General features: G+C 55.0%; 28 protein-coding genes and 1 other RNA gene. 23 read left to right on the top strand and 6 right to left on the bottom strand.

All coding sequences use genetic code 11. The annotated features are described in order from the left end of the window. Nucleotides 1–28 precede the first annotated feature (28 nt). The 6 genes from BIS10_RS01575 to hisD all read left to right on the top strand — a co-directional run bounded on the left by BIS10_RS01575 (nt 29) and on the right by hisD (nt 4,683). A complete protein-coding gene (locus BIS10_RS01575) occupies nt 29–682 on the top strand; it encodes a phospholipid-binding protein MlaC (RefSeq protein ID WP_392567144.1) in 654 nt (217 codons plus the stop codon). Next, complete coding sequence (locus tag BIS10_RS01570) at nt 679–1,008, top strand: STAS domain-containing protein (protein WP_044629956.1); 330 nt, start codon at nt 679–681, stop codon at nt 1,006–1,008. The genes BIS10_RS01575 and BIS10_RS01570 overlap by 4 nt, the downstream gene beginning before the upstream one ends. Before the next feature lie 138 nt (nt 1,009–1,146). Then, a complete protein-coding gene (locus BIS10_RS01565) occupies nt 1,147–1,398 on the top strand; it encodes a BolA family protein (RefSeq protein ID WP_044629957.1) in 252 nt (83 codons plus the stop codon). A gap of 10 nt (nt 1,399–1,408) precedes the next feature. Continuing rightward, complete coding sequence (gene murA, locus BIS10_RS01560; protein WP_253501764.1) at nt 1,409–2,671, top strand: UDP-N-acetylglucosamine 1-carboxyvinyltransferase; 1,263 nt, start codon at nt 1,409–1,411, stop codon at nt 2,669–2,671. Nucleotides 2,672–2,699: 28 nt separating this feature from the next. Beyond that, a complete protein-coding gene (gene hisG / locus BIS10_RS01555) occupies nt 2,700–3,353 on the top strand; it encodes an ATP phosphoribosyltransferase (protein WP_253501762.1) in 654 nt (217 codons plus the stop codon). A gap of 13 nt (nt 3,354–3,366) precedes the next feature. Continuing rightward, nucleotides 3,367–4,683: a histidinol dehydrogenase gene (gene hisD, locus BIS10_RS01550; RefSeq protein WP_253501760.1), complete on the top strand. Its 1,317-nt coding sequence runs from the start codon at nt 3,367–3,369 to the stop codon at nt 4,681–4,683. Between the two features lie 31 nt (nt 4,684–4,714). On the opposite strand, the gene BIS10_RS01545 is transcribed toward hisD, so the two are convergent. Then, nucleotides 4,715–5,962 (bottom strand): Do family serine endopeptidase, encoded by a 1,248-nt coding sequence (locus BIS10_RS01545; RefSeq protein ID WP_044629961.1) that lies wholly within the window; start codon nt 5,960–5,962, stop codon nt 4,715–4,717. Nucleotides 5,963–6,100: 138 nt separating this feature from the next. Here BIS10_RS01545 and BIS10_RS01540 point away from each other — a divergent pair, with 138 nt between their 5' ends. Beyond that, the gene (locus BIS10_RS01540; RefSeq protein WP_392567143.1) at nt 6,101–6,865 is read left to right on the top strand and encodes a Nif3-like dinuclear metal center hexameric protein; all 765 of its coding nucleotides are present in this window, start codon (nt 6,101–6,103) and stop codon (nt 6,863–6,865) included. A gap of 78 nt (nt 6,866–6,943) precedes the next feature. Here BIS10_RS01540 and BIS10_RS01535 read toward each other — a convergent pair whose 3' ends face one another. Continuing rightward, nucleotides 6,944–7,387, bottom strand: coding sequence for a ZapG family protein (locus tag BIS10_RS01535; protein WP_054641297.1), 444 nt, complete (start codon nt 7,385–7,387; stop codon nt 6,944–6,946). Between the two features lie 214 nt (nt 7,388–7,601). Here BIS10_RS01535 and zapE point away from each other — a divergent pair, with 214 nt between their 5' ends. The 8 genes from zapE (at nt 7,602) to BIS10_RS01495 (ending at nt 13,961) form a co-directional block, all read left to right on the top strand. Next, complete coding sequence (gene zapE / locus BIS10_RS01530) at nt 7,602–8,783, top strand: cell division protein ZapE (protein WP_253501758.1); 1,182 nt, start codon at nt 7,602–7,604, stop codon at nt 8,781–8,783. A gap of 176 nt (nt 8,784–8,959) precedes the next feature. After that, nucleotides 8,960–9,388, top strand: coding sequence for a 50S ribosomal protein L13 (gene rplM, locus BIS10_RS01525; protein ID WP_044629965.1), 429 nt, complete (start codon nt 8,960–8,962; stop codon nt 9,386–9,388). A gap of 13 nt (nt 9,389–9,401) precedes the next feature. Then, nucleotides 9,402–9,791, top strand: coding sequence for a 30S ribosomal protein S9 (gene rpsI / locus BIS10_RS01520; protein ID WP_044629966.1), 390 nt, complete (start codon nt 9,402–9,404; stop codon nt 9,789–9,791). Nucleotides 9,792–9,999: 208 nt separating this feature from the next. Next, the gene (petA, locus tag BIS10_RS01515) at nt 10,000–10,599 is read left to right on the top strand and encodes a ubiquinol-cytochrome c reductase iron-sulfur subunit (protein WP_253501755.1); all 600 of its coding nucleotides are present in this window, start codon (nt 10,000–10,002) and stop codon (nt 10,597–10,599) included. Next, nucleotides 10,599–11,858, top strand: coding sequence for a cytochrome bc complex cytochrome b subunit (locus BIS10_RS01510; RefSeq protein ID WP_253501752.1), 1,260 nt, complete (start codon nt 10,599–10,601; stop codon nt 11,856–11,858). Before petA ends, BIS10_RS01510 begins: the two co-directional genes overlap by 1 nt. Next, nucleotides 11,858–12,625: a cytochrome c1 gene (locus BIS10_RS01505; protein ID WP_253501749.1), complete on the top strand. Its 768-nt coding sequence runs from the start codon at nt 11,858–11,860 to the stop codon at nt 12,623–12,625. The genes BIS10_RS01510 and BIS10_RS01505 overlap by 1 nt, the downstream gene beginning before the upstream one ends. A 150-nt stretch (nt 12,626–12,775) precedes the next feature. Next, nucleotides 12,776–13,402 (top strand): stringent starvation protein SspA, encoded by a 627-nt coding sequence (gene sspA / locus BIS10_RS01500; RefSeq protein ID WP_253501747.1) that lies wholly within the window; start codon nt 12,776–12,778, stop codon nt 13,400–13,402. 61 nt (nt 13,403–13,463) lie between these two features. Further along, on the top strand, nt 13,464–13,961 hold the full coding sequence (locus tag BIS10_RS01495; protein WP_253501745.1) for a ClpXP protease specificity-enhancing factor: 498 nt from the start codon (nt 13,464–13,466) through the stop codon (nt 13,959–13,961). An 82-nt stretch (nt 13,962–14,043) separates the two neighbouring features. On the opposite strand, the gene BIS10_RS01490 is transcribed toward BIS10_RS01495, so the two are convergent. The 4 genes from BIS10_RS01490 to BIS10_RS01475 are packed head-to-tail and all read right to left on the bottom strand — an operon-like array spanning nt 14,044 to nt 17,146. Continuing rightward, the gene (locus BIS10_RS01490) at nt 14,044–14,616 is read right to left on the bottom strand and encodes a BON domain-containing protein (RefSeq protein WP_044629176.1); all 573 of its coding nucleotides are present in this window, start codon (nt 14,614–14,616) and stop codon (nt 14,044–14,046) included. Between the two features lie 44 nt (nt 14,617–14,660). Next, nucleotides 14,661–15,254, bottom strand: coding sequence for a phosphoheptose isomerase (locus BIS10_RS01485; RefSeq protein WP_054641051.1), 594 nt, complete (start codon nt 15,252–15,254; stop codon nt 14,661–14,663). Nucleotides 15,255–15,276: 22 nt separating this feature from the next. Beyond that, nucleotides 15,277–15,648 (bottom strand): YraN family protein, encoded by a 372-nt coding sequence (locus tag BIS10_RS01480; RefSeq protein ID WP_253501743.1) that lies wholly within the window; start codon nt 15,646–15,648, stop codon nt 15,277–15,279. Further along, nucleotides 15,638–17,146, bottom strand: coding sequence for a penicillin-binding protein activator (locus tag BIS10_RS01475; protein ID WP_253501740.1), 1,509 nt, complete (start codon nt 17,144–17,146; stop codon nt 15,638–15,640). Before BIS10_RS01475 ends, BIS10_RS01480 begins: the two co-directional genes overlap by 11 nt. Nucleotides 17,147–17,258: 112 nt before the next feature. On the opposite strand from BIS10_RS01475, the gene rsmI reads away from it, so the two are divergent. The 8 genes from rsmI to mraY all read left to right on the top strand — a co-directional run bounded on the left by rsmI (nt 17,259) and on the right by mraY (nt 25,509). After that, the gene (gene rsmI / locus BIS10_RS01470) at nt 17,259–18,116 is read left to right on the top strand and encodes a 16S rRNA (cytidine(1402)-2'-O)-methyltransferase (protein ID WP_253501736.1); all 858 of its coding nucleotides are present in this window, start codon (nt 17,259–17,261) and stop codon (nt 18,114–18,116) included. Nucleotides 18,117–18,148: 32 nt separating this feature from the next. Continuing rightward, nucleotides 18,149–18,508: RNase P RNA component class A (gene rnpB, locus BIS10_RS01465), an RNA gene on the top strand. A 52-nt stretch (nt 18,509–18,560) separates the two neighbouring features. Beyond that, nucleotides 18,561–19,514: a 16S rRNA (cytosine(1402)-N(4))-methyltransferase RsmH gene (gene rsmH, locus BIS10_RS01460; protein ID WP_253501733.1), complete on the top strand. Its 954-nt coding sequence runs from the start codon at nt 18,561–18,563 to the stop codon at nt 19,512–19,514. A 2-nt stretch (nt 19,515–19,516) separates the two neighbouring features. Continuing rightward, nucleotides 19,517–19,852 carry a cell division protein FtsL gene (gene ftsL / locus BIS10_RS01455; protein ID WP_044629182.1) on the top strand — a complete coding sequence of 112 codons (336 nt, stop codon included), beginning with the start codon at nt 19,517–19,519 and terminating at the stop codon, nt 19,850–19,852. Continuing rightward, a complete protein-coding gene (locus BIS10_RS01450) occupies nt 19,849–21,555 on the top strand; it encodes a penicillin-binding protein 2 (protein ID WP_253501729.1) in 1,707 nt (568 codons plus the stop codon). The genes ftsL and BIS10_RS01450 overlap by 4 nt, the downstream gene beginning before the upstream one ends. A 16-nt stretch (nt 21,556–21,571) precedes the next feature. Then, nucleotides 21,572–23,062: a UDP-N-acetylmuramoyl-L-alanyl-D-glutamate--2,6-diaminopimelate ligase gene (locus tag BIS10_RS01445; protein ID WP_253501726.1), complete on the top strand. Its 1,491-nt coding sequence runs from the start codon at nt 21,572–21,574 to the stop codon at nt 23,060–23,062. Then, nucleotides 23,062–24,417, top strand: a complete 1,356-nt coding sequence (gene murF, locus BIS10_RS01440) for a UDP-N-acetylmuramoyl-tripeptide--D-alanyl-D-alanine ligase (RefSeq protein WP_253501723.1) — start codon at nt 23,062–23,064, stop codon at nt 24,415–24,417. Before BIS10_RS01445 ends, murF begins: the two co-directional genes overlap by 1 nt. A gap of 9 nt (nt 24,418–24,426) precedes the next feature. Next, a complete protein-coding gene (mraY, locus tag BIS10_RS01435) occupies nt 24,427–25,509 on the top strand; it encodes a phospho-N-acetylmuramoyl-pentapeptide-transferase (RefSeq protein ID WP_253501720.1) in 1,083 nt (360 codons plus the stop codon). Nucleotides 25,510–25,556 lie beyond the last annotated feature (47 nt).

Genomic DNA, 25,556 nt, shown 5'->3' with positions numbered 1-25,556 from the left:
AGTTATCTTCAGTAAAGAGGTCAGTATGATGCATAACGTTTTACCTGCTTTCGTTCAGCGGATGGCTTTCGCGGTAATGCTGCTGATAACCCCGCTGCTAGCCCAGGCGCAAACGCAGTCTCCAGAGGCGATGATTCGTGAAAATATCGAATCATTCATGAGTCAGGTCAATGGCAGAAAGGATTACTACGCTAACAACCTGGATGAGCTGAAAGCGCTAGTAAACGATAGCCTTAATGAAGTGGCTGATTTTCGCTATATCGGTGCCAGCGTGATGGGCAGCTATTTCCGTAATGCGACGCCCGAACAGCGTAGCCAGTTTGCCAATGTATTTCGCCAAACCTTGATCGATACCTACACCCGTGGGTTGGTGACCTTTGATTACGATGAGTTGCGTGTACTGAACGAGCAGCGCGGCCAGCGTTATGAAGATCAAGCCAGCGTCGATATGGAAGTCGTGGCGAGCAATGGTCAAGTCTACCCGGTGAGCTATAGCCTGCGTCTTTCTGACGGCCAATGGCGTGTCGTGAACGTGATTGTCAACGGCATTAACCTGGGCTTGACCTTCCGTAATCAGTTCGACCAAGCCATGCGTGACAATAACCGCGATTATGATGCGGTCATCCGTGGTTGGGCACCAGAAATAGGTGTGGACGAGCTAGAGCAGGGAGGCGACGCGTGACATCGCTGCTGTCTCGTTCAGAGGTGTCCCTAACGATTCAGGGTGATGCGCTCATGGTTGCTGGCGACCTGACAATGAATGTAGCGACTGAGGTGGCCGCTGCAGGTGTGAAATGGCTACGCAGTGCCAAGTGTTTAGAGGTCTGCTTTGACTTTGAGCAAGTCAGTAAGGCCAGCAGCGTTGCTATTAGTGTCTTATTTGAATGGCTGCGTGCTTGCCAAGCGCTGCAGATCACGGTTCGTTCGATTGTCTTGTCGGCCCCGCTCAAGCGGCTGGCCTCTTTGGCGGAGTTGGATGCGCTTACTTCCTCATCCGTTTCAGCTTGAACTGAGCGATCTTTAGAGCAGCCCACGGGCTGCTCTATTTATTGGTGGCTTGCACGGCATCGCCAAGCGTGTCGCTTTTCTTTATCATGTTCGCCTATTGCTTACTATTTCAACGACCCCAAAGGAGTTTCCTGTCTCATGCAACCCAACGAGGTAAAAGCACTGCTTGAATCCCGCATCGATGGGTGTGAGTTTCACATCCAGGGTGAAGGCTGCAATTTTCAGGTGATTGCAGTTGGTGAAGCCTTTGAAGGTCTTTCTCCAGTGAAGCGTCAACAGCTTGTATACGCAGCGCTTAGCGAGGAAATCGCTTCGGGTGCACTGCACGCTATCAGCATTAAAACGTTTACTCCGACGCAGTGGCAAACTGCGGCGGAAAACGCTCAGTAACGGCCGCTCCATGGATAAACTCATTATTACGGGCAATGGCTCGGTGGATGGCGAAGTATGGGCAAGCGGTGCGAAAAATGCCGCGCTGCCTATTCTATGCGCGAGCCTATTGGCAGATGGCCCAGTGGTTATCGGTAACCTGCCGCATTTGCAGGATATTACCACCACGCTTGAGCTGCTGGGACGAATGGGCGTTGAGCCTGTGATGGGTGAAAAACTGAGCATTCAACTGGATGGCTCTCAGGTCACTCAATGCCATGCGCCTTACGAACTGGTGAAAAAGATGCGCGCCTCTATTCTGGTGCTGGGGCCGCTGCTGGCGCACTTTGGTAAGGCGGATGTCTCACTGCCTGGTGGTTGTGCCATTGGCTCACGCCCGGTGGATTTGCACCTGCGTGGCCTGGAAGCCATGGGGGCGGAGATCCACGTTGAAGCGGGCTATATTCGTGCCCGTGTCGACGGCCGTTTAAAAGGCGCAACGATCTTTTTCGATACCGTGACTGTCACTGGTACGGAAAACCTGCTGATGGCTGCAACGTTGGCAGAGGGGCGCACCATTCTCGAAAACGCCGCCCGTGAGCCTGAGGTCGTCGATCTGGCCGAGTGCCTGATCAAGATGGGCGCGCAGATTCGTGGTCACGGCACGGACACCATCGTTATCGATGGCGTTGCCTCGCTGCACGGCTGCGAGCACGATGTCATGCCCGACCGTATCGAGACTGGCACCTTCCTGGTCGCGGCGGCAATGACCGGCGGGCGGGTGAAAGTGAAGCGTACCCGGGCCGATATTCTTGAAGCGGTACTCGCTAAGCTGGAGGAGGCGGGTGCGGAGATCGACAGCGGTGACGATTGGATTTCGCTGGATATGCATGGCAAGCGCCCGAAGGCGGTCAATATCCGTACGGCGCCTTATCCCGCATTCCCCACCGATATGCAGGCGCAGTTCGTCGCTATGAATGCCGTCGCAGAAGGGCATTCACGGGTGGTGGAGACGATCTTCGAAAACCGCTTTATGCACGTTCAAGAGCTGAACCGGATGGGCGCGAATATCGTACTGGAGGGTAACGCCGCGTTAATTAAGGGCGTTGATAAGCTTTCTGGAGCCCCGGTGATGGCAACGGACCTTCGTGCTTCGGCATCTCTGGTCATTGCGGCCATGATGGCCGAAGGAGAGACCCTGGTCGATCGCATCTACCATATTGATCGTGGCTACGAGTGTATCGAGGAAAAATTACAGCTGCTGGGGGCGAAAATTCGCCGTATCCCCGGCTAAGCCACGCGGACAACACTGGCCTTAGACCATGAGTAAGCAACTGATTTTAGCCCTTTCAAAAGGGCGTATTTTGGATGAAACGCTGCCTCTGCTGGCAGATGCGGGCATTACGCCCGCTGAAGACTTAAGTAAAAGCCGCAAGCTGCTTTTTGATACTAACTTTCCGGACGTCAAGCTGGTGATCATCCGCGCCACCGATGTGCCCACCTACGTACAATTAGGTGCCGCCGATGTGGGCATTGCAGGTAAAGACGTGCTGCTTGAGCATGGCGCGGAAGGCCTTTATGAGCCGCTAGACCTGGAGATTGCTCGCTGCAAGCTGATGACTGCGGGTGTTACCGGGCAGCCCCCTGCCAAAGCACGCCGCCGAGTGGCGACCAAGTTCGTCAACGTAGCGCGTCGCTACTACGCCGAGCAGGGGATCCAGGCAGAGGTCATCAAGCTCTACGGGGCGATGGAGCTGGCTCCGCTCATGAACTTGGCCGATGAGATCGTCGATATCGTCGACACTGGTAATACGCTTCGCGCTAACGGTATGGAACCCCGCGAGCTCATTGCCCATATCAGCACGCGTTTGGTGGTCAACAAAGCGGCCATGACCATGAAGCACGACCGTATTAAGCCGCTGCTAGCGCGCCTGGAAAGTGCCGTAAAAAAGCGTCAGACGCAGCCTATCGAATGACACGAGGTTCATCATGAGCGATACAACCACAGCCACTATTGCCCGCCTCTCGACCAGTGAAACGGCTTTCCATCAGCGCCTCGATGCGCTGTTGGATTGGGAGGGCGTGTCTGATAAAGCGGTCCAGGCTCGTGTTGAGGAAATCTTGGCAGACGTTAAGCAACGCGGTGATCAGGCGGTCATTGAGGCAACCAACCGCTTTGACCGTCTATCGGTCGAATCGATGGCGCAATTGCGCCTAACGCCAGAGCAGTTAAAGAAGGCGTATGACGGTTTGCCTGCCGAGCAGCGTGATGCCCTGGCAATGGCTGCCGAGCGTATTAAGCGCTACCACGAGCGGCAAAAACCGACCTCTTGGCAGTATGAAGAAGCCGATGGCACGGTGTTAGGCCAAAAAGTAACACCGCTTGATTGTGCAGGCATCTATGTTCCAGGCGGTAAGGCGGCTTATCCGTCGTCCGTGCTGATGAATGCCATTCCTGCCCACGTGGCAGGTGTGCGTGAAATCGTCATGGTAGTACCTACCCCTGATGGTGTGTTGAATGATCTGGTATTGGCGGCGGCGCACCTAGCGGGCGTGGACTACGTGTTCACTATTGGTGGCGCCCAGGCCGTTGCCGCGCTTGCCTACGGTACGCAAAGCGTTCCTCGGGTCGATAAAATTGTGGGACCCGGCAACATCTACGTGGCCACTGCCAAGCGGGCCGTGTTCGGCCAGGTCGGCATCGATATGATTGCCGGACCTTCCGAAATCATGGTGGTGTCGGATGGGCAAACCGACCCGGATTGGATCGCCATGGACCTCTTCTCTCAGGCGGAGCATGACGAAGATGCCCAGGCGATTTTGGTGAGCTGGGACGCCGCGCACCTCGATGCGGTGGCGGCTTCTATTGAGCGGCTACTGCCAACGCTAGAGCGCGAAAAGATTGCCCGCGCGTCTCTGAACCGTCGCGGCGCGCTGATTCTGTGTACAGATCAGGCCGAAGCGGTTGAGATGATTAACCGTATCGCTCCTGAGCATCTTGAATTGTCGGTTGCTGAGCCTGAGGCATGGCTAGACGATATCCGCCATGCGGGCGCTATCTTTATGGGGCGCCACACGTCGGAAGCGCTTGGGGATTACTGCGCGGGGCCGAACCATGTGCTGCCGACATCCGGCACGGCGCGATTCTCATCACCGCTCGGGGTGTACGACTTCCAGAAACGCTCTTCCATTATCCACTGTTCCCCTGAAGGGGCGTCTGAGCTGGGTAAAGTCGCTTCGGTGTTGGCCCGTGGGGAGTACCTCACTGCCCATGCTCGCTCTGCCGAGTACCGGATTCGCGATTAACGGGCAGTGTGTTTAGTGCAGCAGGGCGGCTTTAAGAGCCGCTCTGCCTGTCGGCTGATGTTGCGTTGGTCGGCACAGGGCGCTCGCCTACCTCCAGCGTCATCTCCATTCGCTCACCGCCGCGGACAATCGTCAGAGGCAGTGACGTGCCGGGAGGAATAGATGCAATGTCACTCATAGTAGCGCGTGCATCTAAAATGACCTGGCCATCAATAGAGAGCAGCACATCCCCCGGTTGTAAGCCTGCCTGTGCGGCAGGTCCGCCGCTTACCACGCCTGCCACGATCACGCCTTGTGGGGTGCGTAGCCCAAACGAGGCTGCGAGCTCTCGCGAAAGCGCCTGAGCCTCAATGCCCAGCCAGCCGCGAATTACGCGACCGCGAGTCACCAGCTCATTGAGTATGCTGTGGGCAAGGTTGGCGGGAATTGCGAAGCCGATACCTTGAGAGCCGCCTGAACGTGAGAAAATTGCCGTATTAATTCCCACTAGAGCGCCATCAGGATTAACTAGTGCGCCGCCTGAGTTGCCGGGGTTAATGGCCGCATCGGTCTGAATAAAATCCTCATATGCATTAAGCCCTAAATGGCTGCGCCCTGTGGCGCTAATAATGCCCATGGTGACGGTTTGGCCAACGCCGAAGGGGTTGCCAATTGCCAGTGCCACATCGCCGACGGCGACCTGTTCTGAGTCGGCAAGCTCAATCACCGGTAGATTTTCAAGATCAATGCGCAGCACTGCTAAGTCGCTTTCTGGATCTGTACCAATCACTTCGGCCAGCGTTTCACGCCCATCGCGTAGGGCAACCTGGATTTGATCCGCGCCATTAATCACATGATGGTTAGTCAGTACATAGCCATCCTTGCTGACAATGACGCCAGATCCCAAGCTGGAGAGCATCCGTTGATGGGTTGTGGCATCGTCACCGCTGAAGAACTGCCGGAAAAAGGGGTCTGACATCAGTGGATGCTGGTCGCGCTCAACAATCCGGGATGAATAGATGTTCACCACCGCAGGCGCCGCTTGGTTAACTGCATCGGAGTAGCTAGCCGGGCCCTGGTTGCGGGCAAGAGGTTCTGCTTGGCGAATGTCGGGCGCAGGTCGGTTAGTGCTCTGCTCGTTGCTGGTAGTGGGTACCAGTGCCGGGGGGGTTTCCACCGCTGCGGGCGGAGTCTGTCGAAACGGGTTTGGCAACTGCTCTGGGAACGCGAGCAGTAGCACGGCAGCTAGCAAGAGCCCCGTGGTAATGGGCCATAAATAGGGCAGCACAGAACGGTGCATGCGAGGATTCCTCAGCGGGTGGCAGTCTAAATAGTCGCGAGGTTCGCGATAATGCGGAGCGAGTTTTACAATGGCGTTATGGTAACACTGAATGCCGCTGTGCCTCACGGTGGCTGTTTAAACTGTTAAGGAGTGAGTGTGAATCATCGCGATCAACTTGTCGCCGCTTGTGACCATCAGCTGCGAGCCGAGCAATTTAAGGACTTTACGGTTAATGGGTTGCAAGTTGAAGGGCGTGATACCGTCAAGCGAGTGATGTCAGGAGTGACGGCGTGCCAGGCGCTGTTGGATGAGGCGGTAGCATGGCAGGCTGACATGGTGTTGGTGCATCACGGTTATTTTTGGAAAAACGAGCCAGTGCCTATTACAGGGATGAAACAGCGCCGCATTAAAACGTTGCTCGCCAATGATATAAGCCTTCTTGCCTATCATTTGCCATTAGATGCCCATGCGGAGATGGGCAACAATGCTCAGTTAGCTAAGCGGCTCGGTTGGAAAGTAGAAGGCTGTTTGGATGGGGAGCTGGGGGAAGGGCTGCTCTGGTCGGGGCGTTTGGTTGCGCCCCAAAGTATAGGTGAGCTTGCTGAGCAAATAAGCACCACGCTTCAGCGGTCTCCTCTTGTTGTGGAAGCGCCGTTTGCTGAGCAGCCTATAGAGCGAATCGCATGGTGTACGGGCGGAGCACAGGATATGATCACCGCTGCCTACGAAGCAGGGGCGCAGGTGTTTGTGTCTGGAGAAATATCTGAGCGTACCACGCATTTGGCGCGTGAAATGGGGATTCACTATATTGCGGCGGGCCACCACGCCACTGAGCGTTATGGTGTCCAAGCACTTGGTGAGTGGCTAGGCAGTGAGTTCGGTGTGGAGCATCGTTTTGTGGATATTGATAATCCTGCCTAACTCAAGGGCGCAGGGCACCTGTCGCTCATTGATCGGGTGCCCTGCTGGCGATACGCGGCAGTAATGGCGGCGTTTGCCTTAGTAGCGGGGAGGTTGTGCTGCTGTACCTTCAGTAGGTTGGTGGCTCTCTTTTAAGCCAAAATCTTCTGACAGCGTACCGTTTTTGCCCGCTGCGTAGTCTCTAGGCATTGCCACGTTGCTGTCGTTTTCAGTGTCGCTTGTGGTGGTGCTGGATGACGGCTTAACGCTGGATAGTTTCCACTGAGTTGCTTCGTTTTCTACCTGTTGCTCAAGCTGATCAGCTTCGTGGCGAATGTTTTCTAAGCGCTGCTGAATGCTCGTTAAGTGGCTGCTCATGCCTTTCTTTAGTTCAGCGATTTGGTGTTCACGTTCAAGCAGTGTCTGCTTGAGTGAAGCGGCATCCCGCGCACCTTTGCTGAAAAGTCGATAGCACACTAAGCCGATGATAAAACCGACGATTAATCCAATGATTGCAAAAGTGAATGGCGAGCTTGCTTCCACAGTCTTCTCCCTAAGTAATGCGCGCCACTGAACACAGGGCGTGGCTTTAAAAACAGCCCCATTATAGGCGCGTCTAAGTCGGTTGGGTCAATCCACTCATGCGCTTAGCGTTTAAGCGGCGTATAATTAGCCCCATTTTATTGAGCAAGCTTTATCTGGCGGGCGGTGGCGCGTCGAGGATACGGCTTGGACAATGCGTTGCGGGAGCACATTAATGGCATCAGTATCTGCACGTCAGGCGTCTGATCAAACGCGCCGGCCAACGCCGCTTGAGCGTTATCAAGAAGACCTCAAGCGTAGCGATTTCCAATATGACTCTGCCCAAGAACAAGCAGTGAAGCATCTGCAGCGCCTCTATGATGAGTTGGTGTCAGCGCCGACCACGGTGCCCAAAGCGATAGTCGCCAGTAAAGGCATCAAGGCCAAAATGGCAGGCTTGCTGGGTAAGAAAAATGAACCGGCCAAACCCCCAGTACCGCAGGTGAAAGGGCTCTATTTTTGGGGTGGCGTGGGGCGTGGAAAAACTTACTTAGTCGATACCTTTTATGAAGCACTGCCGTTTCCCGAGAAGATGCGCACGCATTTCCACCGCTTTATGCAGCGGGTGCACAACGAACTGACACACTATAAGGGCGAGAAAAATCCGCTTACGCTCATCGCCGGTAAATTTGCGGCAGAGGCGAGGGTAATCTGCTTTGATGAGTTTTTTGTTAAAGACATTACCGACGCGATGATTCTGGCCAATTTGCTGGAAGCACTGTTTGAACGTGGTGTTGTGCTGGTGGCGACGTCGAATATTGTACCCAATGACCTCTATAAAGACGGCTTGCAGCGTGCACGATTTGTGCCTGCTATTGAGTTGGTGAACCGTCACTGTGAGGTGGTCAACGTTGATTCAGGGGTCGACTACCGCTTGCGTGCTCTTGAGCGTGCAGAAATTTTCCATGCGCCTTTAGATGACGCTGCCGAGCAGGAATTGGCACGCAGCTTCAGAGAAATTGCCGGACAGCCGGGTGAGGAGGGCGCGCCGCTGGAGGTGAATCACCGAGTGCTGAAAACTCGCCGCTTGCATGATGATGTGGTGTGGTTTGAGTTTGCCGAGCTGTGCGATGGCCCTCGTAGCCAAAATGACTATATCGAGCTTGCTCGGGAGTTTCACACAGTGTTGGTAGCCAACGTCCCGCGAATGGATGGTAAAACGGATGATCAGGCGCGGCGCTTTATCAACATGGTGGATGAGTTTTATGACCGTGGCGTAAAGCTGTTGATGTCCGCTGAGGTGCCGGTGGAGTCGCTGTACAGCGACGGTAAGCTCACATTTGAGTTTCAGCGTACTCTGTCGCGGCTCCAGGAGATGCAGTCTCGCGAGTACTTGGCGCTGGCTCATAAACCCTAGCGCCTGCGCATGCATCAAAAAAATAGCTACGGCACTTAACTTGGGCACATGCTTACTGTAGAATGCCGCCTCGCTACATGTTGCTGGCTAAAGTCAGCAACCAAAAAAAATAGGGATGGTGCTTCACCGCTTGGCGGTGTGAGTCACCCAACACACTTAATCTGGTGATTTCATCCATGAAGACGTTCAGTGCTAAGCCGCAGTCCGTCCAGCGCGACTGGTACATTGTCGACGCTACGGACAAAACGCTCGGTCGTCTGGCAACCGAGATTGCTCGCCGCCTGCGTGGCAAGCATAAGCCCGAATTTACCCCTCACGTTGATACCGGCGACTACATCGTCGTGATCAATGCAGAGAAAGTCCAAGTAACCGGTAACAAGGCGAAGGCTAAAACCTACTACCGCCACACAGGTTACCCGGGCGGTCTGCGCTCCATGACATTCGACAAAATGCTCGACCACGCTCCCGAGCGTATCATCGAGTCTGCCGTTAAAGGCATGCTGCCGAAAGGTCCGTTGGGTCGCGCCATGTACTCCAAGTTAAAAGTGTACGCCGGTGCCGAGCATCCGCATGCTGCCCAGCAGCCGCTTGAACTGAACATCTGAGGAAATCTTCGCCATGACACAGCAGTATTACGGTACCGGGCGCCGCAAGACTTCCACCGCTCGTGTGTTCCTAAAGCCGGGTTCCGGCAAAATTACCGTCAACAACCGTGAGCTTGACCAGTACTTCGGTCGTGTTACCGGTCGCATGGTTGTTCGTCAGCCGTTAGAGCTGACTGAAACCCTAAACCAGTTCGACGTCTACGTTACTGTTGAAGGCGGCGGCGGCTCTTCACAGGCTGGCGCTATCCGTCACGGCATCACGCGTGCCCTGATGAACTACAACGAAGACCTGCGTCCTACGCTGCGTGCCGCTGGTTACGTTACCCGCGATGCTCGTCAGGTTGAGCGTAAGAAAGTCGGTCTGCGTAAAGCACGTCGTCGTCCGCAGTTCTCCAAGCGTTAATTTTACGCTATGCGGCAAAAACGCCCAGGTCAAAGACCTGGGCGTTTTTTATTGGAATATCAAAAAATTATAACGCTCGTACCACCATGGTCCGGGGCGGTTGTTCTTGTGCAGAGCGCTTTGTTTTTTTAACATAGACTGTATTTGATATTCGTCGTCGCAAGACGCCTTTGCGACGGAACGGGTAAGCTGATGGGAGAAACCAGAAATGGCAGATAACGGCGTAAACAAAGGCCGGCGCCGTTTCCTCGTAGGCGCCACCTCCGTTGTGGGGGCGGTGGGCGCTGTCGGGGTTGCGGTCCCCTTTGTGGCATCTTGGCAGCCTAGTGCCAAGGCAAGGGCGGCAGGCGCGCCGGTTCAAGCGGATATTTCCAAGCTTGAGCCGGGGCAGCGTATGACCGTCGAATGGCGTGGTCGCCCGATTTGGATTATCAACCGTACGCCTGAGATGATCGAGCGTACTGAAGCGCTAGGGGCAGATAGCCTGGCGGATCCAGAATCAGAAGTGCCACAGCAGCCTACTTATATTCAGGGTGGCCTGCGCTCCATTAAGCCTGAAATTGGCGTATTGATCGGTATCTGTACGCATTTGGGTTGTTCTCCTCTGTTCCGGCCTGAGCCGGATGCGGAAGGGGTGGGCGTCGATAATTGGCCGGGTGGTTTCTTCTGCCCATGCCACGGCTCTCGCTTTGACTTAGCCGGTCGCGTCTTTAGTAACGTTCCTGCGCCGACTAACCTTGAAGTGCCGCCCTATCGCTTTGAAAGCGATGACATCATCGTGATCGGCGAAGACGAGGAGAGTGCCTAATGGCTAATCCAAATAAGGCAAAGGCCGAAAGCGGTATCATGCGTTGGGTGGATGATCGTTTCCCTGCCACTCAAATGATGCAGGACCACTTGACCAAGTACTACGCGCCGAAGAACTTCAACTTCTTCTACATTTTTGGTGTGCTGGCGCTGCTGGTGCTGGTAAACCAAATCTTAACCGGTGTGTGGTTGACCATGAGCTTTAACCCTTCAGCTGAAGGCGCGTTTGCCTCAGTTGAATACATCATGCGTGATGTAGAGTGGGGGTGGTTGATTCGCTACATGCATACCACGGGGGCGTCCGCCTTCTTCGTAGTGATCTATATGCATATGTTCCGCGGTTTGATGTATGGCTCTTATAAAGCCCCGCGTGAGCTGGTATGGATCTTTGGTATGGCGATCTATCTTGCGCTAATGGCAGAAGCCTTCATGGGCTACCTGCTGCCTTGGGGACAGATGTCCTACTGGGGTGCCCAGGTTATTATCTCGCTGTTCTCAGCGATCCCTGGCATTGGTCCGGACCTCGCTCAGTGGGTGCGTGGTGACTTCCTGATCTCCGGTATTACGCTGAACCGTTTCTTTGCGTTGCACGTCGTCGCGCTGCCCATCGTCATTTTGGCGTTGGTGGTACTGCACATTATTGCGCTGCACGAAGTGGGCTCTAATAACCCCGACGGCATCGATATCAAGCAGAAGAAAGATGAGACCGGTAAGCCGCTTGATGGCATTGCTTTCCACCCTTACTACACCGTGAAAGATTTGGTGGGTATTGCGGTCTTCCTGTTTGTTTTCTGCGTGGTGGTGTTCTACTTCCCGGAAGGGGGTGGTTACTTCATCGAGAAGCCGAACTTTGAACCGGCTAACCCGCTGAAAACGCCTGACCATATTGCGCCTGTTTGGTATTTCACGCCGTTCTACGCCATTCTACGGGCGATTACCTTCTCGCTGTTCGGGCTTGATGCTAAGTTCCTGGGTGTTGTCTGCATGGGCGCGGCGATTGCTGTGCTGTTCGTGCTACCGTGGCTTGACCGCAGCCCTGTGCGCTCTATGCGTTACAAAGGCTGGATGTCAAAAGTTATGCTGCTGCTGTTCTGCATCAGCTTTGTAATTCTTGGTATTCTAGGTGTGCTGCCGTCCACAACAGGCCGCACAATTCTAGCGCAGGTGTGTACAGCCATTTACTTCGCCTTCTTCCTGCTGATGCCGCTCTACACCAAGCTGGAGAAGACCAAACCCGTTCCGGAAAGGGTGACTGGCTAATGAAAAAGCAACTATTAGCACTGCTCTTCGCAATAGTGCCGGTAACCGCGATGGCGGCTGGTGGCGCAAGTGTGCCTCACAGCATGGATCCTGACCTACAGGATCAGGCGTCTCTGCAAAATGGCATGAAGCTCTATGTCAATTATTGCATGGGCTGTCACTCTCTTGAGCACCAGCGCTTTGCGCGCGCGGCTGATGATCTGGGTATCCCCCAGGATCTGGTAGAAGAGAACTTAATCTTCTCCTCAGATTTAGCGTTCAACGACCAGATGCACATTGCGATGGATCGTGGCGATGCAGAGTCTTGGTTTGGTGCTCCGCCGCCCGACTTGACGCTGGAAGCGCGCCTACGTGGCACTGACTGGATCTACTCCTATCTGTTGGGCTTTTACAAAGACCCGAGTCGTCCCACTGGTGTGAATAACACCGTTTTCGATTTGGTGGCTATGCCTAACGTGCTGGAGCCCCTCCAGGGTGTTCAGGAGTTGGTGTGTGCTGAGACCGATCAGCCGGTGGCTGGCCACGAGCCGGATCCGCTTTCCGGTAAGTACCAGTCTTGTGATGTGCTGCAAGTCACTCAGCCTGGCGCTATGGAACCTGCGGAGTTTGAGGAAGCGGTGTATGACCTGACCAACTTCCTGGCCTACGTGGGTGAGCCTTCCAAGCTGCAGGCGCAAGCCCTGGCACCTAAAGTACTTATCTTTATCTTTATTTTTGGTGTGATTGCTTACCTGCTCAAACGTGAGTACTGGCGAGACGTCCACTAATCAGTAAAGTAGGATAGGCGGTTCGGGCGCACGGCGAAAGCCGTGCGCCTTTTGTTTGTTTGCGGCGTCATTATGTATCGTTGGCTACCTTCCCATAAGAGGGTGCTGGCATGTTATTATCGAGAATTGTTTTGATGCGAGGATGCTTTCATGGGTGTTGTGGCCAAGCGGTCGTCAATGATCTTTTACTCGGGTAGTGATGATCATTTCAGTCATCGAGTGCGCATTGTTCTGGCTGAAAAAGGAGTAGCGGTCGACATCGTCGATGTCGCTGAGGAGCAGCCGCCTGAAGAGTTAGCAGACCTCAATCCGTACAACAGCGTTCCGACGCTGCTGGATCGTGACTTGGTGCTTTATGAATCCAAGGTAATGATGGAGTATCTGGATGAGCGTTTTCCTCATCCGCCCTTGCTGCCGGTCTACCCTGTAGCGCGTGCTCAAAGCCGTCTGTGGATGCATCGCATTGAGCGCGAATGGTGCCCGATGTTAGAGCAGATTCGTACCGGTGGTAAGAAAGAGGCCGATAAGGCGCGTAAAGAGCTGCGTGAAAGCCTAATTGGCATTTCGCCCATCTTTGAAGATATGCCTTATTTCATGAGTGAAGAGTTTACGCTGGTAGATTGCTGTTTGGCACCGATCCTGTGGCGTTTACCTGAGCTGAATATTGAGTTGCCCGAGAAGCAAGTGAAGCCGCTGTTAGGTTACATGTCGCGGGTATTTGAGCGCGAAGCGTTTAAAGCATCTTTGAATGAGCGTGAAAAAGAGATGCGCGCTTGAATTCATTCGGCCTCTTAGCTCTGTGGGCAAGAGGCCATATTTGTTAGGAGGAGGGAGTCTTATGAAATCGAGCCGTCCCTATCTCGCCCGAGCCCTCTATGAGTGGCTGTTAGACAATGAATTAACGCCCTACCTCGTGGTTGACGCCACGCAGCCTGGGGTGGAAGTACCACGGCAATTTGTTCAGAATGGGCAAATTGTGCTCAATGTAGCGCCGACGGCGGTGCGTGGCCTGTTTATGGAAAATCAGGCTATTGGTTTTAATGCTCGATTTGGTGGCCAGCCTATGCAGGTGATGATCCCAACGCCTGCGCTTATCGCCATCTACGCCCGTGAGAATGGTGCGGGTATGGTGTTCGGTCACGAGCCTGAGCTTGATGCTGCTGGGTTTGAAGAGCAGGATGATGAAGCTGGAGAAGCAGACACTGACACAGAATCGGCAAAGCCTGAGCTGACACTCACTGAGCCAACCTCTGAGCAAGCGTCCAGCCAGTCGTCTGATAAGGCGTCTGGCGATGACAAGCCCAAGAAAAAACCGACGCTGCGCGTTGTGAAGTAATCAGTCAGATAGCAGTCTCGGTAGCCAAATACAAAACAGCCTCGCCAACTATTTGGCGAGGCTGTTTTCTAGCATCTAGGCGTTAGTCAAGGTAGTCAAAAACCTTAACAATGCGTTGCACGCCACCCACGGAGGAGGCTGCATTCACAATGCGGTCTGCCTCTTCCCGAGTCACCATGCCCATTAAATAGACACTGGCGTTTTCCGTGGTGACCTTCAGTTTGGAAGAGTCAATGCGGTCATTCGTTGCCAGGTAGCTTATGACATTGGTGGTCAGCCACGTATCTGTTAGCCGCTGGGTGGCGGGCAGGTTGGCGGCGACGGTAAGCTCATTATGAACTTTGTCCACGCCGCGTAAGTTCGATGCAACGTTACCCGCCATGTTTTTCAGCTCTTCGCTTGGTACCTGTCCAACTAGCAGCAGCGTTCCGTTATAGCTGTGGGCGCGAATGCGTGCATCGCCTAGGCGGGCATCGGCACGAGCTAGCGCGCGCTCTACTTCGCGTTCAATCGTGGCGTCGACAGCTTCTACGTCATTGCTACGCTGGCCGTAGTTAGAGGGGTTTGAGGCGCTATTGTTGGCGCAACCGCTTAGTGCTATCACGCCGCAGAGCGTGGCAGCCAATAGTGTTTTGGATGAAAAGTGCAGGGCCATGAGGATGACTCCTTGATCAGTAATTATTCGCAAGGCGTGCGCTATTACTCAGCGCCACCAAACAGCTGTTCGTCAATTAAATCACAAAGGCAGTGAATAACGAGCAAATGAACTTCTTGGATGCGTGCGGTAGAGGTGGCGGGAACACGGATCTCGCAGTCGTCTTGCCCCAGTAAAGAGGCCATATTACCGCCGTCACGCCCGGTTAGTGCTACTACGGTCATGTCGCGGTCGTGAGCCGCTTGGATCGCTTGTACAACGTTAGCGGAGTTGCCGCTAGTTGAAATAGCCAGCAGTACGTCGCCTGGCTGGCCCAGTGCGCGAATTTGCTTGGAGAACACCTCGTTATAGCTATAGTCATTAGCAATAGATGTCAGGGTCGAGGTGTCGGTAGTTAGTGCTAAAGCAGGCAGGCTAGGGCGCTCACGCTCAAAACGGTTCAGTAACTCAGAAGAAAAATGCTGACTGTCACCGGCGCTGCCGCCGTTACCACACGCAAGAATTTTCCCTTCATTAACCAGACACTGCACCATCATTTGGCTGGCGACTTCAATAAAAGGAGGCAGTACTTCGCTGGCATAGGTTTTAGTATCAATGCTGGCATTGAAATGGCTGAGTATACGGGATTGAAAGTCCATCAGGGCTTCCTAGTTAAGAGTATTAATAAGCGTCAAAAGCCGCTTTCTCCCACTGAAACTCGAGAGTGGGCGGCGTGCCTGTAATGGCTAGAATATCAAAGCGACAGGGACAGGAAAGGTTGTGTTTGGCAATATAAAGCGTCGCCGCGCGAATTAACCGACGACGTTTTTGCGCGTTTACCATTTCTAGCGGGTGTCCATGGCGCGTTGTGGCGCGATGTTTGACCTCGACAAAGACCAAAATATCCTGGTCATACATCACAAGATCAAGCTCTCCGCCTTTTACATGGTGATTGTTGGTGACCAGGCGAAGGCCGTGCTGCTGCAGCCATTGAGCGGCTAACCGCTCAATGGCTGCACCTCGATAACGGGCAGTTTGGGGATTATTGCTCATTACCCAGTAGGCCAGGAATTAAAATGGGTGACGGTGTGCCATTTTGAAACTTGGCCCAGGGCAGTTCGCGGTGGATGCGGCCATCATTTGATAGCGATAACGTCCCAGTGCTGCCGTTTAAACCGTTTAGGCTGGACAGGTCCGACATCCGTTTAGCAAGTTCATAAGCATCAACACCCATGGCCATCAAGCGGAACATCGAGGCATCTGCCTCATCGCGCAACTGCTGGTAGGTAGGGTAAAAAGGTAGTACCTCTTCTCCGCCTACTGCTGCATCTGGAATTTGCCAGGGAATGTCCATGAACATCACATCGTTCAGATCCTGATCCAAGCGCGTTTGCAGCCGGCCTTCATGTAGGTGCGAGGTGGCGTAGATGGGCAGGTCAGGAGCGTAGTAATAATCCAGCGTGGGCGGCACCTGGCGTGCGTAATCGGGAAGCGCTAGTAGGAAGAGGGCATCAATGTTGCCAAGGCGGGCGCGCTCGCCGCTAACATTCAGCGCGGTTTGCACAGCGTTGGAAACTGGGCTGCTCGGATTGTAGCGCACTGCATTAGTGACTTCACCGCCTAAGCGCTGATATTCATTCCAGAAAGCTTCACCTACCCGGCGGCCCCAATCATTATCCGGCACCATCACCGACATTTGGCGCTGGCCATCCTGATAAGCACGGCGCGCTGCCTGCCGGGCTTCATCTTCTGCAGATAAACCGTACTGCAGTAGACGTTGTGCTTGATTGTTGGCACCGCTGCCATAGTTCAGCGCTAGTGTAGGCAGCGGTACGCTGTCACGCTGCTCAAGCTGAGACACCTGATCCTTATCGAGCGGGCCAATCATTAGCTGGGCATTCATTTGCTGAGCGCGGCTATACAGTTCGTCGAGCGAGTACTGGGCAGCATCGATAAAACTTAACTGAACGCCGTCAGCACTAATCTCGTTATGGCGGCGTATGGCGGTGGCAAGTGTGTTGGCAACGCTGCTTAGCGGGCCAGATTCCGGTAGTGCAATCACAATACGACGAATTTCGGTGCCCTCAAGTTCAGGTAAGGTGACTTGAACTTGCCCCGGCTGCTGATCAAGCGTTTGCTGTGCCCACTGTTGGCGCTCAGCAAGGGTTTGCTGCTGATTTGCCTGCATAGGCAGCTCATCGTCCAAGACTTGCGTTGCGCGCAACACGGCGCGTGGGTCGTTTAACCCGCGAGCAAGCTCTGAAAATAGCATGGCCCAGCGCACGCGATCGGTGTCGTTAAGCAGCGTTTCATCAATGCTGCTGGCGGTATCAAAGGCGTTTTCACGCTGGCCCTGGCGGGCCAAAATATTGGCGGCTTCCAGACGTGTGCGAGCAGCCTGCTCTGGGGCTTGCTGTTCCGCTTGACTGAGCAAGCGGCCGGCATCCTGGTCGGGCACTCGGTCAACCACGCTCGGCGGTTGCATGGCGCACCCGGTGATGAGAAGTGCCATGAAGGCAGTGGCCAACAGGCCACGAAGTGACTGTTTCATGTATCCTTCCTTAGTTTCCATTTGCGCTGTCGCGGTCAATCAGCAGGTTAGCGTGGTTTTCCATAAGCATAGCGCACCGTCAGGGCAAGCTATTAACAAATCGGGAGTCACGATGACACACCAACATCCGGGCACATTGTACGTGGTTGCCACGCCAATTGGGAATTTGGACGACTTAACGCCGCGTGCTGCTCGGGTATTAGCCGATGTGTCGCGTATCGCAGCAGAGGATACGCGACATAGCGGACGGCTACTCGCCCATTTAGGGGTGAATACGCCCATGATATCGCTGCATGAGCACAATGAAGCCCAGCGGGTCGATACGCTCGATGGTTATTTATCAGCTGGTGAAAGTATTGCACTGATCAGTGATGCCGGTACGCCGCTGATTTGCGACCCCGGTTTCGTGCTGGTGCGTGAACTACGCGCCAGAGGGCGCCACATTGTGCCGTTGCCTGGGCCTTGTGCGTTGGTCACTGCGCTGTCAGGTGCCGGGCTGCCAACAGACCGCTTCACGTTTGGGGGCTTTCTGCCCGCCAAGCCCAGCGCTCGCCGCCAAGCGCTAGAGAAGTGGCAGGGCCGTGAAGAAACGCTGGTGTTTTACGAGTCGCCCCATCGCATTGTGCATACCCTGGAGGCGCTATGCGAGCAAATGCCCGAACGCTCGGTGGTGCTGGCACGAGAACTAACCAAAACCTTTGAAACCTTTCTTCAGGGATCACCGGCAGCGCTTCGTGATCAGCTCGCTGAAGATCCTAACCAGAGCCGGGGTGAGTTTGTTGTGATTATCTCGGGCGCCCCGCCGGCGGTGCAGGGGGATGAGCAGTCGATAGAGGCCAATGAGTTGTTAGCTGCCCTGCTGGCAGAGGGGGTGGGTGTCAAACAGGGGGCTTCGATTGCGGCCAGAATGCTGGGTGGCCGTAAGCAGGAGTGGTATGCCCGGTTGCAGGCAATGAAAGGTCAGCATTGAGGCGAGCGCAGGGCACTGGTATGCTTGCCGCCGGAGTTGGCCAGACAGTCGCCGCTAATGCGCTTGTAAGGGCCGTTAGGGGAGGAAAGTCCGGGCTCCATAGGGCAGAGTGCCAGGTAACGCCTGGGCGGCGTAAGCCGACGGAAAGTGCAGCAGAGAGTAGACCGCCTAAGCCTTTCGGGGCCGGTAAGGGTGAAAGGGTGCGGTAAGAGCGCACCGCGCGCCTGGCAACAGTGCGTGGCATGGTAAACCCCACTCGGAGCAAGACCAAATAGGGACCCAACGGCGTGGCCCGCGCTGGGTCCGGGTAGGTTGCTTGAGCGCTGCGGTGACGCAGCGCCTAGAGGAATGACTGTCCACGACAGAACCCGGCTTATCGGCCGACTCCCCATTTCCATGAAAGGCGTGCCAAGCACGCCTTCCCAAATTATGTGTGAGAGTAACATGCCTTCTGCTGACGCTGATCAGGTCACCCGTTTTCGTCATACCAGCGTTTTATTGGAAGGAGCGGTAGATGCACTGGTCCATGATTCTGAAGGTATCTACCTAGATGGTACCTTTGGCCGTGGCGGTCACTCCCGGTTAATTCTTTCGCGCTTAAGCGAGCAGGGTCGCTTGTTGGCCATGGATCGCGACCCTCAGGCCATTGCCGCCGCTGCTGAGATAGAAGACTCCCGTTTCCACATTACTCAGCGTGAATTTGCTCACTTGGCTGAATTTGCCAAAGAGCAGGGGCTCTACGGCAAACTCTCTGGTGTTTTGCTGGATGTGGGCGTCTCATCCCCGCAGCTTGATGATCCTGAGCGCGGTTTTAGCTTTATGCGCAACGGCCCGCTAGATATGCGCATGGACCCCACGCAAGGGGAAAGTGCCGCCGAGTTTTTGGCGCGAGCCAGTGAAGCCGATATTGCCAACGTCTTTAAAACCTACGGTGAGGAGCGCTACGCCAAGCGCCTAGCTAACGCCGTGGTGAAACGACGCGTGGAGAAGTCTTTTACCCACACGGTGGATTTGGCGGAGGTGCTGAAAGCCGCCCACCCAGCATGGGAAAAAGGTCGGCACCCGGCGACCAAAGCGTTTCAGGGGCTGCGTATTTATCTTAATGGGGAACTTGACCAGCTAGATGCCGCCTTAGAGGCAGCGCTTGAAGCGCTAGCGCCGGGCGGTCATCTAGTGGTCATCAGCTTTCACTCCTTGGAAGATCGCCGTGTGAAGCGGTTTATCCGCCATCATGTGCGCGGTGACACCCACTTGCCACGGGGTGTGCCCATTCGTGATGATCAGTTGAATCGTCGCCTTGAAGCACTGGGCAAAGGCAGTCGCCCGAGCGACGAGGAAGTGGATGCTAACCCCCGCGCGCGTAGTGCCGTTATGCGGGCGGCCCGTAAGCGAGGCTAACAATGAGCATTGAACGGCTAGAGCATTGGGCTTCCACGCTGAGGGCGGAGTGGCCGTTTAAACTGCGCCTTCGCCTGTGGCCCATCACCATGATTGTGCTGTTTTTTGCCTGTTTATTGACCGGCTTAGCAGTAGTGACCACCACCCATATGACGCGGGTACAGTTTGCTGAGCTTCAGCGGTTAGAGCAGGAAGAAAACCAGCTCCAGACCGAGTGGGGCCAACTGCTGTTGGAAGAGGGGGCTTGGGCAACGCCAGCCCGCATTGAACAAATTGCCACGGAACGGCTAGAGATGCGTATTCCTGACGTAAATGATGTCGAGGTGATTCGGCCATGAAGCGTGAAGGTCGGGGAGGGAAGTCCCGCCAATATCCTATCGCGCCGCCGCTTGCTGGTGGGCGCTTTTTCTTTATTTTGTTAGCAGTTGGTCTCGCCTCTGCCATTTTGATTGGGCGAATTACACTGCTACAGGTGATTGATCGCCCATTTTTGCAGAGCCAGGGTGATGCCCGCACGCTGCGCCATGAAGCTATTCCTGCTCACCGCGGAATGATCACTGACCGTAACGGCGAGCCACTGGCAATATCCACGCCGGTCGTCACGTTGTGGGCAAACCCCCAAGAGCTGCCTTCCGATGCCATTCAGCGAGTAATGTTGGCTCAGGCGCTAGGGATGACGCTGGATGATTTTGAGTCCCGCGTGGCTCGTTATAGCGGCCGAGAGTTCATGTACCTACGCCGCCAAATGACGCCGGAAGCCGCACAACGCATTCTTGATTTGCGCACCCCAGGTGTCTACCCCCAGCGCGAGTACAAGCGCTACTACCCCGCTGGTGAAGTAGCCGCCCAACTGTTGGGTGTGACCAACGTTGATGATGTAGGTCAGGAGGGGTTGGAACTCTCTTACCAGCCCTATCTAGCGGGTCATCCTGGGCAGCGCCGTGTGATTAAAGATCGTCGTGGTCGGCTGGTGCGAGAGCTGGGCGTGATTCGTGAAGCGCAGCCAGGCGGAGAGCTGACCCTGGCGATTGATCAGCGTATCCAGTACATGGCATATCGCGAATTGCGCGCTGCAGTGGCTGAACATCAAGCAGATGGTGGTGTTTTGGTCATGATGGATGCCCGTACAGGTGAAGTCCTGGCAATGGCCAATCTGCCGTCTTACAACCCCAATAACCGAGCGGGCTTAGATCCTCGTGGTTTGCGTAATCAAGCGCTGGTGGATGTATTCGAGCCTGGTTCGGTCATGAAGCCGTTAGCCATGGCAGCGGTGCTTGAAAGCGGTATTGTTGGCCGTGATGCTGTGGTAGATACATCGCCTGGATGGATGAGGCTTGATCAATTTACGATCCGAGACTTCCGTAACTATGGTGAACTGGATCTCGCGGGTATTCTTGAAAAATCTTCTAACATTGGGATGTCTCGCTTGGCTCTGCAGCTAAGCGATACGGCTATTTGGGAGAAGTATAACCAGCTCGGCCTGGGGCAAAGCCCTGGAACAGGCTTCCCAGGGGAGTCTACGGGCAATCTACCGGCTCGGATTCAGTGGTCTAGAAGTGAGCGAGCAGCTCTCTCTTATGGGTATGGTTTATCGGTAACGGCCGTTCAGCTAGCCAGTGCTTATACTGCGTTGGCTAATAATGGTGAACGCTTACCCCCTTCGCTGTTAAGGTTGTCAGAGCCGCCCCAAGGTATCCCGGCCATTGAGCCGAGTGTTGCCAACGACTTACTAGAAATCTTAGAAACCTCGGTTGGCGCCTATACAGGTGGGCGACGTGCCCGTGTAGAAGGGTATCGCGTTGGCGGAAAAACCGGCACCGTGCGTAAAACGGGCCAGCAAGGCTACGCCACTGATGCCTATCGCAGCGTCTTTGCGGGTATTGCGCCCATTTCGGACCCGCGTATCGTGACGGTGGTGATGATTGACCATCCCAAAGCAGGCGAATTTTATGGTGGAGCGGTGGCAGCGCCGGTGTTCTCTAGTGTCACCGGTAATGCGTTGCGGCTACTGGATGTGCCGCCTGACTACGAGGTCGAATAGTGTTTAAGGAGATGGCATGACCATATGCCCAGAACAGTTACGGAAAGCGTTGCACCACGTATGGCCAAGCGCCAGTTTGCCAGCCTTACCTGACCTTCCTCAGCAGCTCAACTTGATCACTGATTCTCGCAAGCTGACGGAAGGTGATGTGTTTGTCGCCGTCCCCGGCAGCCAGCGTGATGGGCGAGAGTATATCGAGCAGGCATTAGCGAGCGGTGCCTCGTTGGTACTGGCCCACACCAAAGAGAGTGACGTGCGATTAGAAGGACAGGTGCTGTTCCTGCCGCATCTTTCGCTACGCCTAGGTGAGCTAGGCCGAACGCTATTTGATGTACCAAGCGGCCTGGAAATTATTGCGGTCACGGGCACCAACGGAAAGAGCTCTGTGACTCACTACATTGCGGAGCTAAGTGAGCAGTTGGGTACCGCTGCTGGCGTGATTGGCACCTTAGGCGTCGGCCGTCCGGGTAAACTTTTGGAAAGCGGTTTAACGACGCCAGGCCCGCTGGCGCTGCAGGCGACACTTGGCGAGCTGGCTCGCCAAGGTGTAAAGCGCGTCGCGCTTGAAGCCTCGTCCCATGCACTAGATCAGCAGCGCTTAGATGCTGTGAATGTGAATGTGGGCGTCTTTACCAACCTCACCCGAGATCATCTGGACTATCACGGCAGCATGGCGGCCTACGCGGCGGCAAAGGCCAAGCTATTTCGCCGTACAGAATTAGCCCTTGCGGTCGTTAATGGTGATGACCCCTTGGCGCGTTTAATGTTGGCAGGATGCGACGAGAACGTACGTGTATTGGCCACTGGCAGTGATGAAGCCGTGACGCTGCGCGTTCTGGATTGGCAGCCCCATGCCCTTGGGCAGCAGGCGCTGATAGCCACCCCAGAAGGCGAAAAAGCCCTGCAGCTAGGGCTTGTGGGGCGTTTCAACTTGGATAATGTACTACTTGCCATGGCCGTACTTTACGGATTAGGTGAGCCGCTGGATGCGATCTTTGAAGCAGCAGCAGCGCTTTCTCCTGTGCCGGGACGCATGGCCTGCTACGGTGGTGATAACGCCCCTAGCGTGGTGGTAGATTATGCCCACACGCCAGATGCACTGCAGAGTGCGTTGGGTGCTTTGCGTGCCCATTTGGGCAGTCAAGGCAAGCTATGGTGCCTGTTTGGCTGCGGCGGTGAGCGGGATACAGGGAAGCGCGCTGAAATGGCGAAAGTAGCAGAGCAACTGGCTGATCACGTGGTCGTCACCGATGACAACCCACGCAGTGAGTCTGCCGAGCAGATTCGTCAGCAAATCCACGCAGGCTTTGCCGGTGGTGTGCCAGTAGATGATAGAGGTGACCGCCGACAAGCTATTCTTCACGCGGTTCATCAAGCCGCTCCTGACGATGTGATTCTCGTCGCAGGAAAAGGTCATGAAACCTATCAAGAGATAGACGGAGTTCGCCACCCTTATCAAGATGACGAGCAGGTGCTCCACGCCCTTGCCACACGGGGAACCCCCTAATGTGGGCGTTGGCAGAAGTAGCCGCCGCCCTTGGCTGCGATATCTCGTCTGAGAGCGCCAGCTTGCCCATTTCAGCGGTAGTGACCGACACGCGTAAAATTGTGCCGGGCTGTCTATTTATCGCGCTAAAAGGGCCGCGCTTTGATGGCCATGAGTTTGTAGAGCATGCCAAAGAGCAAGGGGCCGCAGCAGCCCTGGTAGAGCGTGAGGTGGATAGCGCTCTACCTCAGTTGGTGTGCGCCGATACGCGGTTAGGACTTGGGCTGGTCGCGCGGGCTTGGCGTCAGCGCTTTATCCTGCCGCTGGTGGCGGTGACGGGTAATAGCGGTAAAACCACGGTAAAAGAGATGACTGCTGCGCTGCTAGCACCGCTAGGTTGCGTGTTGGCGACAGCAGGCAACTTGAATAACGATATTGGTGCGCCGTTAACCCTGCTGCGCTTATCGAGCGAACATCAAGCGGGCGTTATTGAGCTAGGCGCTAATCATTTAGGCGAGATCGCCTGGACTAGCCAGCTCACTGCACCGCAGGTCGCTATTATCACTAACGTGACTGGCGCTCATGTGGGCGAGTTTGGCGGCATGGGCCAAATTGCTCAGGCGAAGAGTGAAATTTTCTCGGGTCTTAGCGGTCATGGTACTGCCGTCATTAATAGGGATGACCGCTACTACGCTTTTTGGGCCGCCTGTGCTGCCCCTCGGCAAATTGTAAGTTATGGCTTACATGACGATGCGGACGTTCACGCGAGGGCACTTTCCTGCGACCCCCAGGGGCGGTATGCTTTCACGCTTGTTGCGCACGGCCAAATCATGGGTGAAGTGCAGTTGCCGCTTATCGGCAAACATAATGTCAGTAATGCCTTGGCCGCATCGGCAGCAGCGCTAGCGCTAGGAGTAACCCCAGAGCACGTCGTGACAGGATTAAGCGGTTTAACCTCGCTTTCCGGGCGGCTAAGCGTGGTGCCAGGGTTACGCAATGCAACGTTGTTGGATGACACTTACAATGCAAACCCAGGGGCGGTTAAAGCTGCCTTGGATGCGCTTGCTAGCTTCCCAGCGCCACGCTGGTGTGCACTCGGGGCAATGGGTGAGTTGGGCAGCGAGTCCCAAGCTTTACATGCAGAGATTGGCCGCTACGCCGCGTCGTTAGGTATCGATACGCTATTAACGTTTGGCGAGGCGGCGCGCGCGGCCTCAAGTGCCTTTGGTCGCGGGCAACACTTTGACGACCACGAGACGCTTGTGCGTCATGTTATTAATACTCTTCCGCCTAACACCACTCTGCTGGTGAAAGGGTCACGTAGTGCAGGCATGGAAACGGTCATTGCTGCGCTGCGTGCGGATGAAACAAGGTAAGCGCCGTTCATGTTACTTCACTTGGCGAATTTTTTAGCCCAATACCAGTCTGTGTTTCAAGTTTTTAACTATCTGACACTGCGCGTTATTTTAGCAGCGCTCACTGCGCTGATGCTCTGTCTTTGGTTAGGCCCATGGGTGATCCGCCGCTTGGTGGAAGGCCAAATTGGTCAGGCGGTACGCGATGATGGCCCGCAGTCGCATCTCTCTAAAGCAGGCACGCCTACCATGGGTGGGGCGATGATTCTTCTGGCGATTGCGATTAGCACGCTGGTATGGGGAGATTTAACCAATCACTACGTGTGGGTGGTTTTGCTGGTAACGCTGGGCTTTGGTGCTATCGGCTGGGTGGATGATTACCGCAAGGTCGTCGAGAAGAACCCGCGCGGCCTACCTGCCCGTTGGAAGTATTTCTGGCAGTCGGTGGTTGGTATTGGTGCCGCAGTAGTGCTTTATGCCACGGCGACCACGCCTGCGGAAACCAGCCTGCTAATTCCGATGTTTAAAGATGTCGCTCTGCCGCTGGGCGTTTTCTACATCGTACTGAGCTATTTCGTTATTGTTGGCAGCTCCAACGCCGTCAACCTTACCGACGGTTTGGATGGCTTGGCGATTATGCCCACTGTGCTGGTGGCGATGGGGCTCTCTGTATTTGCTTATGCCAGCGGTAATGCGGTGTTTGCCAACTACCTGCATATCCCTTTTATCCACGGCACCGGCGAGTTGGCAGTATTTTGTGCCACCATCGCGGGTGCAGGTCTTGGTTTTTTATGGTTTAACACCTATCCCGCCCAGGTATTTATGGGCGACGTAGGTGCCCTTGCCCTAGGGGCTGCGTTAGGGGTAGTTGCGGTCATTGTCCGTCAAGAGATCGTGCTCTTTATCATGGGCGGTATTTTTGTACTGGAAACCGTCTCGGTGATCCTCCAGGTAGGCTCCTACAAACTAACTGGACGCCGCATCTTCCGCATGGCACCGCTACATCACCACTACGAGCTGAAAGGGTGGCCAGAGCCGCGGGTTATCGTGCGGTTCTGGATAATTACCGTGGTACTTGTGCTGCTAGGCTTGGCCACGCTCAAAGTTCGTTAATCAAAGAAATAGTAGGCGGCGCACAGGCCGCCTTTGGCGTATGGCAG

The organism is Halomonas sp. 707B3 (assembly GCF_024158645.1).
GTDB lineage: Bacteria > Pseudomonadota > Gammaproteobacteria > Pseudomonadales > Halomonadaceae > Vreelandella > Vreelandella lionensis.
Note: the sequence above shows the minus strand (reverse complement) of the source record. Positions and strands in the feature narration are given on the sequence as shown.

Excerpts from the sequence above, each read along its gene's own strand:
- BIS10_RS01510 (WP_253501752.1), top strand. The coding sequence starts at position 10,599 with ATGGCTAATCCAAATAAGGCAAAGGCCGAAAGCGGTATCATGCGTTGG.
- hisG (WP_253501762.1), top strand. The coding sequence starts at position 2,700 with ATGAGTAAGCAACTGATTTTAGCCCTTTCAAAAGGGCGTATTTTGGAT.
- murA (WP_253501764.1), top strand. The coding sequence starts at position 1,409 with ATGGATAAACTCATTATTACGGGCAATGGCTCGGTGGATGGCGAAGTA.
- BIS10_RS01480 (WP_253501743.1), bottom strand. The coding sequence starts at position 15,648 with ATGAGCAATAATCCCCAAACTGCCCGTTATCGAGGTGCAGCCATTGAG.
- BIS10_RS01575 (WP_392567144.1), top strand. The coding sequence starts at position 29 with ATGCATAACGTTTTACCTGCTTTCGTTCAGCGGATGGCTTTCGCGGTA.
- rplM (WP_044629965.1), top strand. The coding sequence starts at position 8,960 with ATGAAGACGTTCAGTGCTAAGCCGCAGTCCGTCCAGCGCGACTGGTAC.
- hisD (WP_253501760.1), top strand. The coding sequence starts at position 3,367 with ATGAGCGATACAACCACAGCCACTATTGCCCGCCTCTCGACCAGTGAA.
- BIS10_RS01485 (WP_054641051.1), bottom strand. The coding sequence starts at position 15,254 with ATGGACTTTCAATCCCGTATACTCAGCCATTTCAATGCCAGCATTGAT.
- BIS10_RS01565 (WP_044629957.1), top strand. The coding sequence starts at position 1,147 with ATGCAACCCAACGAGGTAAAAGCACTGCTTGAATCCCGCATCGATGGG.
- sspA (WP_253501747.1), top strand. The coding sequence starts at position 12,776 with ATGGGTGTTGTGGCCAAGCGGTCGTCAATGATCTTTTACTCGGGTAGT.
- rpsI (WP_044629966.1), top strand. The coding sequence starts at position 9,402 with ATGACACAGCAGTATTACGGTACCGGGCGCCGCAAGACTTCCACCGCT.
- BIS10_RS01505 (WP_253501749.1), top strand. The coding sequence starts at position 11,858 with ATGAAAAAGCAACTATTAGCACTGCTCTTCGCAATAGTGCCGGTAACC.
- mraY (WP_253501720.1), top strand. The coding sequence starts at position 24,427 with ATGTTACTTCACTTGGCGAATTTTTTAGCCCAATACCAGTCTGTGTTT.
- murF (WP_253501723.1), top strand. The coding sequence starts at position 23,062 with ATGTGGGCGTTGGCAGAAGTAGCCGCCGCCCTTGGCTGCGATATCTCG.
- petA (WP_253501755.1), top strand. The coding sequence starts at position 10,000 with ATGGCAGATAACGGCGTAAACAAAGGCCGGCGCCGTTTCCTCGTAGGC.
- BIS10_RS01490 (WP_044629176.1), bottom strand. The coding sequence starts at position 14,616 with ATGGCCCTGCACTTTTCATCCAAAACACTATTGGCTGCCACGCTCTGC.
- rsmI (WP_253501736.1), top strand. The coding sequence starts at position 17,259 with ATGACACACCAACATCCGGGCACATTGTACGTGGTTGCCACGCCAATT.
- zapE (WP_253501758.1), top strand. The coding sequence starts at position 7,602 with ATGGCATCAGTATCTGCACGTCAGGCGTCTGATCAAACGCGCCGGCCA.
- ftsL (WP_044629182.1), top strand. The coding sequence starts at position 19,517 with ATGAGCATTGAACGGCTAGAGCATTGGGCTTCCACGCTGAGGGCGGAG.
- BIS10_RS01475 (WP_253501740.1), bottom strand. The coding sequence starts at position 17,146 with ATGAAACAGTCACTTCGTGGCCTGTTGGCCACTGCCTTCATGGCACTT.
- BIS10_RS01450 (WP_253501729.1), top strand. The coding sequence starts at position 19,849 with ATGAAGCGTGAAGGTCGGGGAGGGAAGTCCCGCCAATATCCTATCGCG.
- rsmH (WP_253501733.1), top strand. The coding sequence starts at position 18,561 with ATGCCTTCTGCTGACGCTGATCAGGTCACCCGTTTTCGTCATACCAGC.
- BIS10_RS01445 (WP_253501726.1), top strand. The coding sequence starts at position 21,572 with ATGACCATATGCCCAGAACAGTTACGGAAAGCGTTGCACCACGTATGG.
- BIS10_RS01545 (WP_044629961.1), bottom strand. The coding sequence starts at position 5,962 with ATGCACCGTTCTGTGCTGCCCTATTTATGGCCCATTACCACGGGGCTC.
- BIS10_RS01495 (WP_253501745.1), top strand. The coding sequence starts at position 13,464 with ATGAAATCGAGCCGTCCCTATCTCGCCCGAGCCCTCTATGAGTGGCTG.